This window comes from Pseudomonas sp. NPDC096950 (genome assembly GCF_044762525.1).
GTDB lineage: Bacteria > Pseudomonadota > Gammaproteobacteria > Pseudomonadales > Pseudomonadaceae > Aquipseudomonas.
Window position 1 is genome coordinate 331,125 of record NZ_JBIWEL010000002.1, and the last position, 7,784, is coordinate 338,908.

The 7,784-nt window shown below is 57.8% G+C and carries 8 protein-coding genes; 4 read left to right on the top strand and 4 right to left on the bottom strand.

The window, feature by feature from the left end; genetic code table 11:
* Positions 1–26 precede the first annotated feature (26 nt).
* Entirely contained in the window at positions 27–1,325 is a 1,299-nt protein-coding gene (locus tag ACIQY3_RS05990; RefSeq protein ID WP_403017984.1) for a mechanosensitive ion channel family protein, read from the bottom strand.
* Between the two features lie 193 nt (positions 1,326–1,518).
* Between ACIQY3_RS05990 and ACIQY3_RS05995 the strand changes: the two genes are divergently transcribed.
* Entirely contained in the window at positions 1,519–2,865 is a 1,347-nt protein-coding gene (locus ACIQY3_RS05995) for a DEAD/DEAH box helicase (protein ID WP_008153197.1), read from the top strand.
* A 62-nt stretch (positions 2,866–2,927) separates the two neighbouring features.
* Here the strand turns inward: ACIQY3_RS05995 and ACIQY3_RS06000 are convergent, their stop codons facing one another.
* The 3 genes from ACIQY3_RS06000 to ACIQY3_RS06010 form a co-directional block, all read right to left on the bottom strand.
* A complete protein-coding gene (locus tag ACIQY3_RS06000; protein WP_403017986.1) occupies positions 2,928–3,527 on the bottom strand; it encodes a hypothetical protein in 600 nt (199 codons plus the stop codon).
* Positions 3,528–3,539: 12 nt separating this feature from the next.
* A complete protein-coding gene (locus tag ACIQY3_RS06005) occupies positions 3,540–4,124 on the bottom strand; it encodes a papain-like cysteine protease family protein (protein ID WP_403017987.1) in 585 nt (194 codons plus the stop codon).
* Positions 4,125–4,379: 255 nt separating this feature from the next.
* Positions 4,380–4,655: a hypothetical protein gene (locus ACIQY3_RS06010; protein ID WP_403017988.1), complete on the bottom strand. Its 276-nt coding sequence runs from the start codon at positions 4,653–4,655 to the stop codon at positions 4,380–4,382.
* 252 nt (positions 4,656–4,907) lie between these two features.
* Between ACIQY3_RS06010 and ACIQY3_RS06015 the strand changes: the two genes are divergently transcribed.
* The 3 genes from ACIQY3_RS06015 (at position 4,908) to ACIQY3_RS06025 (ending at position 7,764) form a co-directional block, all read left to right on the top strand.
* On the top strand, positions 4,908–5,336 hold the full coding sequence (locus ACIQY3_RS06015; protein ID WP_403017989.1) for an Sbal_3080 family lipoprotein: 429 nt from the start codon (positions 4,908–4,910) through the stop codon (positions 5,334–5,336).
* Positions 5,337–5,341: 5 nt separating this feature from the next.
* A complete protein-coding gene (locus ACIQY3_RS06020) occupies positions 5,342–5,761 on the top strand; it encodes a DUF2846 domain-containing protein (protein ID WP_403018135.1) in 420 nt (139 codons plus the stop codon).
* A gap of 296 nt (positions 5,762–6,057) precedes the next feature.
* Positions 6,058–7,764, top strand: coding sequence for a ShlB/FhaC/HecB family hemolysin secretion/activation protein (locus ACIQY3_RS06025; protein WP_403017990.1), 1,707 nt, complete (start codon positions 6,058–6,060; stop codon positions 7,762–7,764).
* The last annotated feature ends 20 nt before the right edge of the window (positions 7,765–7,784 follow it).

Here is a 7,784-nt window from a genome sequence, read left to right on the forward strand (position 1 = left end):
GCCCGCTCCCACAGGGGAGCGTGGGGTTACATGATGTGTTTTTCGGGCTCGGGAATATGGCTCGCGCCCAGCACCGCCGGCAGCAACCCCGACCGCAAGTCCCCGCCACTTGGCTGCTGATACAGGCTCAAGCCAAACTCCGGCAACACCGCCAGCAGGTAATCGAAAATATCCCCCTGGATCCGCTCGTAATCGGCCCACGCGGTGGTGCGGGTGAAGCAGTAGATTTCCAGCGGGATGCCCTGGGCGGTGGTCTGCATCTGACGGACCATGCAGGTCATGTTCGGCTGGATTTCCGGGTGACTTTTCAGATACGCCAGCGCATAGGCGCGAAAGGTGCCGATGTTGGTCATGCGCCGGCGGTTGGCGGACATCGCCGCGACGTTACCCTGGGCTTCGTTCCAGGCCTTGAGTTCCGCCTGCTTGCGGCTGATGTAATCGGTCAGCAAGTGCACCTGGGCTAGTTTCGATTCTTCGTCATCGCGCACGAAACGCACGCCACTGGCGTCGATAAACAGACTGCGCTTGATCCGCCGCCCACCGGACTGCTGCATGCCGCGCCAGTTCTTGAACGACTCGGACATCAGGCGCCAGGTCGGGATCGAGACGATCGTCTTGTCGAAATTCTGCACCTTGACCGTGTGCAACGTGATGTCCACCACGTCACCGTCGGCGCCGACTTGCGGCATCTCGATCCAGTCGCCGACCCGCAGCATGTCGTTGCTGGTCAGTTGCACGCTGGCGACGAACGACAGCAGCGTGTCCTTGTAGACCAACAGAATCACCGCCGACATCGCACCCAGACCCGATAGCAGCAACAGCGGCGAGCGGTCGATCAACGTGGCGACGATGATGATTGCGCCGAGCACGTACAAGACCATTTTCGTCAGCTGCACATAGCCTTTGATCGAGCGGGTGCGGGCGTGTTCGGTGCGGGCGTAGATGTCCAGCAGGGCGCTGAGCAAGGCGCTGGCCGCCAGCAGCAGGAACAGAATGGTGAATGACAGGGCCACGTTGCCGAGGAAGATCCGGCTGGTCTTGCTCAATTCCGGCACCAGGTACAGGCCGAACTGGATCACCAGCGACGGCGTCATTTGCGCCAGTCGATGAAAGACCTTGTTGTGCCGCAAGTCGTTGACCCAGTGCAGCGCCGGTTGCCGGCCGAGCATTTTGGTGGCGTGCAGAATGAGGTAGCGCGCCACTCGTCCGAGGACCAGCGCCACCACCAGCAACAGGACCAGCGCCAGGCTGGAATGCAGGAGGGGGTGTTGGTCGAGGGCGCCCCAAAGGTCTTGGGCATTGAGCCAGAGCTGTTTGATATCCATGGGCGAAAACGATTCTTCTGTAGGTTGCGTCGGGGCGATTAGAGCATTTAAGACGTTACGGATGACGTTTGGAGACAAATCAGGCAACAAAAAAGCCACTGTTTACTGTCGTTTGCATAAAGAAACTCGGCCTTAGCGCTCGAAACCGTTACCCTATGCAGCTGTTTTTTTGTATTTCTTCGAGGTAGCACCCGTGTTTTCCCAATTCGCCCTGCACGAACGCCTGCTCAAAGCCGTGGCCGAGCTTAAATTTGTCGAGCCAACGCCAGTGCAAGCAGCGGCTATTCCGCTGGCGCTCCAAGGGCGTGACCTGCGGGTGACTGCGCAAACCGGCAGCGGCAAAACCGCTGCTTTCGTTTTGCCGATCCTCAACCGTCTGATCGGCCCGGCGAAAGTCCGCGTCAGCATCAAGACCCTGATCCTGCTGCCAACCCGCGAGTTGGCCCAGCAGACCATCAAGGAAGTCGAGCGCTTCGCCCAGTTCACGTTCATCAAGTCCGGTCTGATCACTGGCGGTGAAGACTTCAAGGTCCAGGCCGCCATGCTGCGCAAGGTGCCGGACATCCTGATCGGTACGCCGGGCCGGATGATCGAGCAACTGAACGCCGGCAACCTCGACTTGAAAGAAGTCGAAGTGCTGGTGCTCGACGAAGCCGACCGCATGCTCGACATGGGCTTTGCCGAAGACGTGCAACGTCTGGTGGAAGAGTGCACCAACCGCCAGCAGACCATGTTGTTCTCCGCCACCACTGGCGGTTCGGGCCTGCGCGAGATGGTCGCCAAGGTGCTGAACAATCCTGAACACTTGCAGCTCAACAACGTCAGCGACCTGAACGCGACGACCCGTCAGCAAATCATCACCGCTGACCATAACCAGCACAAAGAACAAATCGTGAACTGGCTGCTGGCCAACGAGACTTACCAGAAGGCCATCGTGTTCACCAACACCCGGGCCATGGCTGACCGTATCTACGGTCGTCTGGTGGCGCAGGAATACAAAGCGTTCGTGCTGCACGGCGACAAGGACCAGAAGGATCGCAAACTGGCGATCGACCGTCTGAAGCAGGGCGGCGTGAAAATCCTCGTGGCCACCGACGTTGCCGCCCGCGGCCTCGACGTGGAAGGCCTGGACCTGGTGATCAACTTCGACATGCCGCGCAGCGGCGACGAATATGTGCATCGCATCGGTCGTACCGGGCGTGCCGGCAACGATGGCCTGGCCATCTCGCTGATCTGCCACGGCGACTGGAACCTGATGTCGAGCGTCGAGCGCTACCTCAAGCAGAGCTTCGAGCGCCGCACCATCAAGGAAGTCAAAGGCACCTACGGCGGACCGAAGAAGGTCAAGGCCTCGGGCAAAGCCGTTGGCGTGAAGAAGAAAAAGGTCGACGCCAAAGGCGACAAGAAGAAAACCGGCGCCAAGGCACCGACCAAGCGCAAGATCGCCAACCGCCCGAAGACCGACGCCTTGTCGCTGGTCAGCAAGGACGGCATGGCGCCGCTCAAGCGCCGCAAGCCGGAAGCGCCGGCTGCTGAATAAAGCGCCTTAGCCTCCAATAAAAAACCCGGACAGTGTCCGGGTTTTTTTATGTCCAGCGTTTGTCAGCTCCCCAACAGCCCACTGGTGTCCGCATCAAAGCGTTGCTTGGCCTGATCAGCCGCCGGTTTCAGCAAAGCGAGCAGGGCCGCTTCGCTGTACAACTGAGTGACCGCCAGTTCCTTGGGCGTCGGCTCGATCGGGATCAGCACGTCTTCAGTGTCGGCGTGCAGCCAGATTGCGACCAGGTGAATGGCCGAGACAAACAGCACCCGCAATTCAACGGTTTTACCTTGCAGTTGCGGCGACTGTTCCGCCAGTTTCAACGCACCGACTGTGGCGGCCGCCATGGCCCCGTGGTTCAGCGAGGAAAACTCGACATGCCCGCGCACGTCGGCCAACTGCGCATCGGCAATCGTCACGCCATCGGAAAACACCAGGTAATGCCAGTCGCCAACCTTGGCGGCTTTCAGGCCTTTGCCCTGGTTCAAATCCTCCAGGCTGAGCGAGTAACCGCGATAGGCCTCGCTGAGGCTGATCTTGCTCGGTGTAGCGCTGGCAAACTGGCGATTGATGCCGAAGCCTTGGGTTTGCAGCGCCGCTTGCAGCGCCGGACGCAAGGTTTGCACGCCGTTGGAAGGCGCCTTTGGATAAGTCAGTTGCATGATGTCGCCCTCCTAGTTTTTTACGGTGAAGTAGGTGTTGGTCCAGTTGCCGCCGCCGTTGTACGAACCGGGGAACGAGTTCAGCGCGCGGGTTGAGTAGCCGTAGATCGAATCCGCGACCAGCACGTAGTTGCCGTTGGTGCCATAGATCGCCAGGAAGTGCGCACCGCCGCCGTACCAGGCGCAACGCAGACAGACCGGGCGGCCCATGTTGATCTGGTTCTGGATCGCCGACATCTGCAACGAACCCTGATTCATGCCGTTGAAACTGCGGGTGATCCGCAGGGCGGTGTCCAGATAACCGTACACGTTGCACGGCCCCGGCTGATTGCAGCAGTTACGGTCCAGCGCAGCGCTGGCCACGCCGCATTGGGTCCAGGACCCGGTGCCGTAATAGTTGCCGACCGAGGCGGAAGCCGCCGCCCAGCACCAGTTGGTCTGGGTTTGTGGCTGCATCGTGAAGTTGAGGCTGGCGGCGGCCAGTGCATTGACGCGTGCCGCCGATTCGACCTCGACCAGGTGTGGGTCGAGCAGATGATTTGCCAGGCACCTTGGCAGTGTTTCGCCGGTGAACTGTGTTGCTTCAGTGGTTAACATTTTTCAATCCTCCATGAGTGAAAACTAGCGTCCAGCTAGTGGGTGTACAGCGGTGTTGCCGAGCGATCGGCGTATGCGGTTTGCCATGTTTAATGGCCGCTCCGATCCGGGCTCGAGGTAACCTTAGGTGTGGATATGCGTTTGTGCAAATAATTAAATGCACTAGTGCAAATTAACGATCAAAAGATTACGGCCTTCGGCGGCGCCCACAGGCGCGTAGGAGCAGCCGAAGGCTACGATCTTTTGACTTTGCTCTTAACCCTCGGCCTTCTTATCCGCCGTATCCAGCTCCTTCAACCGCTGATCAATCAACTGACATTTATCCGGCAGATCCGCACTGGCCGTGCCCAGATCCATCTTCTGCAACTTGTCGTTAATCTCTTTGGCCTTCTTCGGATTCTGTTGGGTGAGCCTGGTCACTTCTTTGGCCAGTTGTTCGCGTTTTGCGGTGGCTTCTTCCGGCGTGCAGGCCCAGACAGGCAGGGCGCAGGCGAGGGTTGCGGCGAGGGTGAGCTTCAGCAAGGTTTTCATGTGAGAGGCCTCAGTTCCGGTTAAGGCGGGTTACCCGGTTGAGGGTTGTTGCATGAAAAAAGTTCAGGGCGGGCGCGATGACGGCAAAAGATCGTGAGCCAGCTGTTTACGACGGTTTATCTGAGGGCCACTATATTGATATCATTTTTGGCTGTGGAGGGTCAGTAGGGGACGCTATTGTTGAGGCTGTCCAGGTAGTAATGCTGTAGTGCTGCACCCTTGTTGATATTTAAGTTAATTCAGGAATAGAACATGCTGTTCAGAACGCTGGCATCAATTTTGTTATTAACATTAACCGGCTGTACCAACATCAAAGTCGAACCCGTTGCTCCCCAATATCGTATCTCCAGGCTCTGCATCGAGGAGAACCCGAAGGTGGTGGTTGGCGATTTTGTCGATGGACTGCAAGTCCTTCTGCGTAAACACGGCATCGAGAGTCGGCTTCATGCCTCGCCTCTTCCAGATGGTTGTGAGTACCGCCTGAGTTATACCGCGACTCGCTCGTGGGATTTGTCCGCCTATCTTTCCGACGCGAATATCTGGCTCTACAAGGATGATAAACAAATCGGTTTTGCTCAATATCACTTAACTGGGGAAGGTGGGTTTGATCCGTCCAAAGTCGCAACGGTTGAGGAAAAAATGGGCCCGGTGATCAATCAGTTGTTGGGGCAAAACAAATGAATATGATGAAAAGCCTTGCGGTTTCCTTATTCATGCTGCTGTTGGCTGGATGCGGTCACATGACCTCCAGCCAACCCTATTTCGAACCACCAGCACCACCGCCGGGTAAAGCACTGGTTTACATGATGCGAACCCAGGTCATTCAGGGCAGTTTTTATGACAGCATTTTCAGCATCAATGACAGTGCGGTGGTGGGCCTTAATGATCGTAACTATTCCTGGGTTTTTATCAGCCCGGGGTTGCATAAAATATCCGCGGGCCAACACACCCATCCGAAAAATGTTTATTTGAATCTGACGGTTGAGCCGGGTAAAGCGTACTTCGTTGAATATACTCAGGAGTACATGGCTGAGTTGATCCGGGTAAGGGATGCCAGGGAAGGGAAAGTCTTGGTGAGGGGTTATTCATATATACCGGTTAAATAGACAGTTTTTTGTGTTGAAAATGGTCGAGGTTAAGGAACCAAAGAAACAACGCGTCGAGAAACAGTGAGAAATCACTGAACGCACGCGCTTGTGAACTATGCAAAACGGGCGACCCACGGGTCGCCCGTTTTCATTCAAGGGCTCGTAACTGTCATCCCATATCCTACAACGCAAACCACCGACCTACCGTTCGTCGGCACTCACCTCTGAATGGATCCATTCATTGACGCCAAAATAGTGGCCATCTAATATCGCGCCACTATTTTGCTACCACTCTCAATTTCGAGGGATCGAACATGTACTCACCCGCCCTTGTGGCGAGGTTGTGCCTGGCTTTGCTGTGCCTGTCTCCGCTAAATCTTGCTTACGCTGCCCCCACTCCTGGTGATACCGACCTGATCCGTGAGCGTCAGGATCGGCTCCTCGACGAGCAACGCCGTCGTCTGGAAGAACTCAAGGACTTGCCGGGCAAGGAAGCCAAGCCAACGCCACCGGCAGCCCCCGTCGATACCCGTTGCTTCCCGATCAAAGACATCGAACTCAGCGGTGCGGACAGTCTTTCGCAGAGCGAGAAACAGCGCCTGCTCAAACCCTTTATCGACCAATGCCTGGGCGTCACCCAGCTCAACGAATTGCTCAAGGTCATCACCGACCATTACATCGAAAAAGGCCTGGTCACCAGCCGTGCCTATTTGCCACAGCAGGACTTGTCCGCTGGCCATCTCAAGGTGCTGGTGGTCGAGGGCAAGCTGGAAGGGTTGAAGGGCGCCGAGGACAGCAAACTGTCGGAACGCGAGTTGGGCATGGCGTTTCCCGGTAAAGCCGGCGAGTTGGTCAATCTGCGCGAGATCGAGCAGATGGTTGATCAGTTGAACCGCTTGCCGTCGAATCAGGCGCAGATGGAATTGTCGCCGGGCAAGGCCGTTGGTGGCAGCGAAGTGCTGGTCAAGAACACGCCACAAAAGCCGTGGCGTGCCGGATTGTCCCGCAGCAATGACGGCCAGCGCAGCACCGGCGAGCAGCAATGGGGCACCACGTTTGACTGGGACAGCCCGCTCGGCCTGGCGGATCAGTTGAACCTGCGCGGCGGTCACGATGCGATGAGTGATCACCAGCACACGTCCAATAACACGATGCTCAATTACAACCTGCCCTGGGGCTGGTGGAACTTCACCTACACCTACAGCCAGAGCGAGTACCGCTCGCAGGCTCAGTCCAACGGCTTCAATTTCAAGCAGACCGGCGACAGCGAAAACCATCAGTTGCGCGTCGAGCGGGTGATCCATCGCGACGCCGTGAGCAAGACCTCGCTCAGCACCGGTCTGTCGTACCTGCGCACCAACAACTTCATCGAAGACAGCAAGCTGGCGCTGAGCAGCAACCGCATCAGCGAAGCGCAATTCGGCATCAACCACGGTCGGCGGATCGGCAGTGCGTTCATCAACCTGGACCTGGGCATGCAGCAAGGCATCGGCCTGCTGGACGCCCAGGGCAACGATCATCCGGGCCCCGGCGAGCCGGACGCGCGCTATCGCAAATACACCGCCACCGCGAGCTACCTGCAACCGTTCAAGGTGTGGGGCGAGTCGTTCAGTTTCAGCAGCCTGATGACCGGCCAGCACAGCGAAGACGTGCTGTTCAGCCCGCAACGCACCAGCCTCGGCGGGCAATCGTCGATCCGTGGTTACAAGGATCAATCCCTGTCCGGCGACAGTGGCGGCTACTGGCGCAACGACCTGCGCTGGAGCCGCCCGGTCAGCCTCGAATGGCTGCGCCCGGTGTTCGCCGAATACGGCACCAGCCTCGGCTACGACCAGGGTGTGATCAGCGCCAATCGCTACAACGGTGACCAGCATGGGCGGATGTCCAGCAACTCGGTGGAACTGTTCGCCCGTGGCCAGCACCTGGCCGCCAGCGTGACATTTGCCCACTCCCTGGAACGCCCGGATGCCCTGACCGAGCGCGAAGCACCGATTTATTTCCGTCTGGATTTCTTTCTTTAATTACACCTTCTCGAGACCTC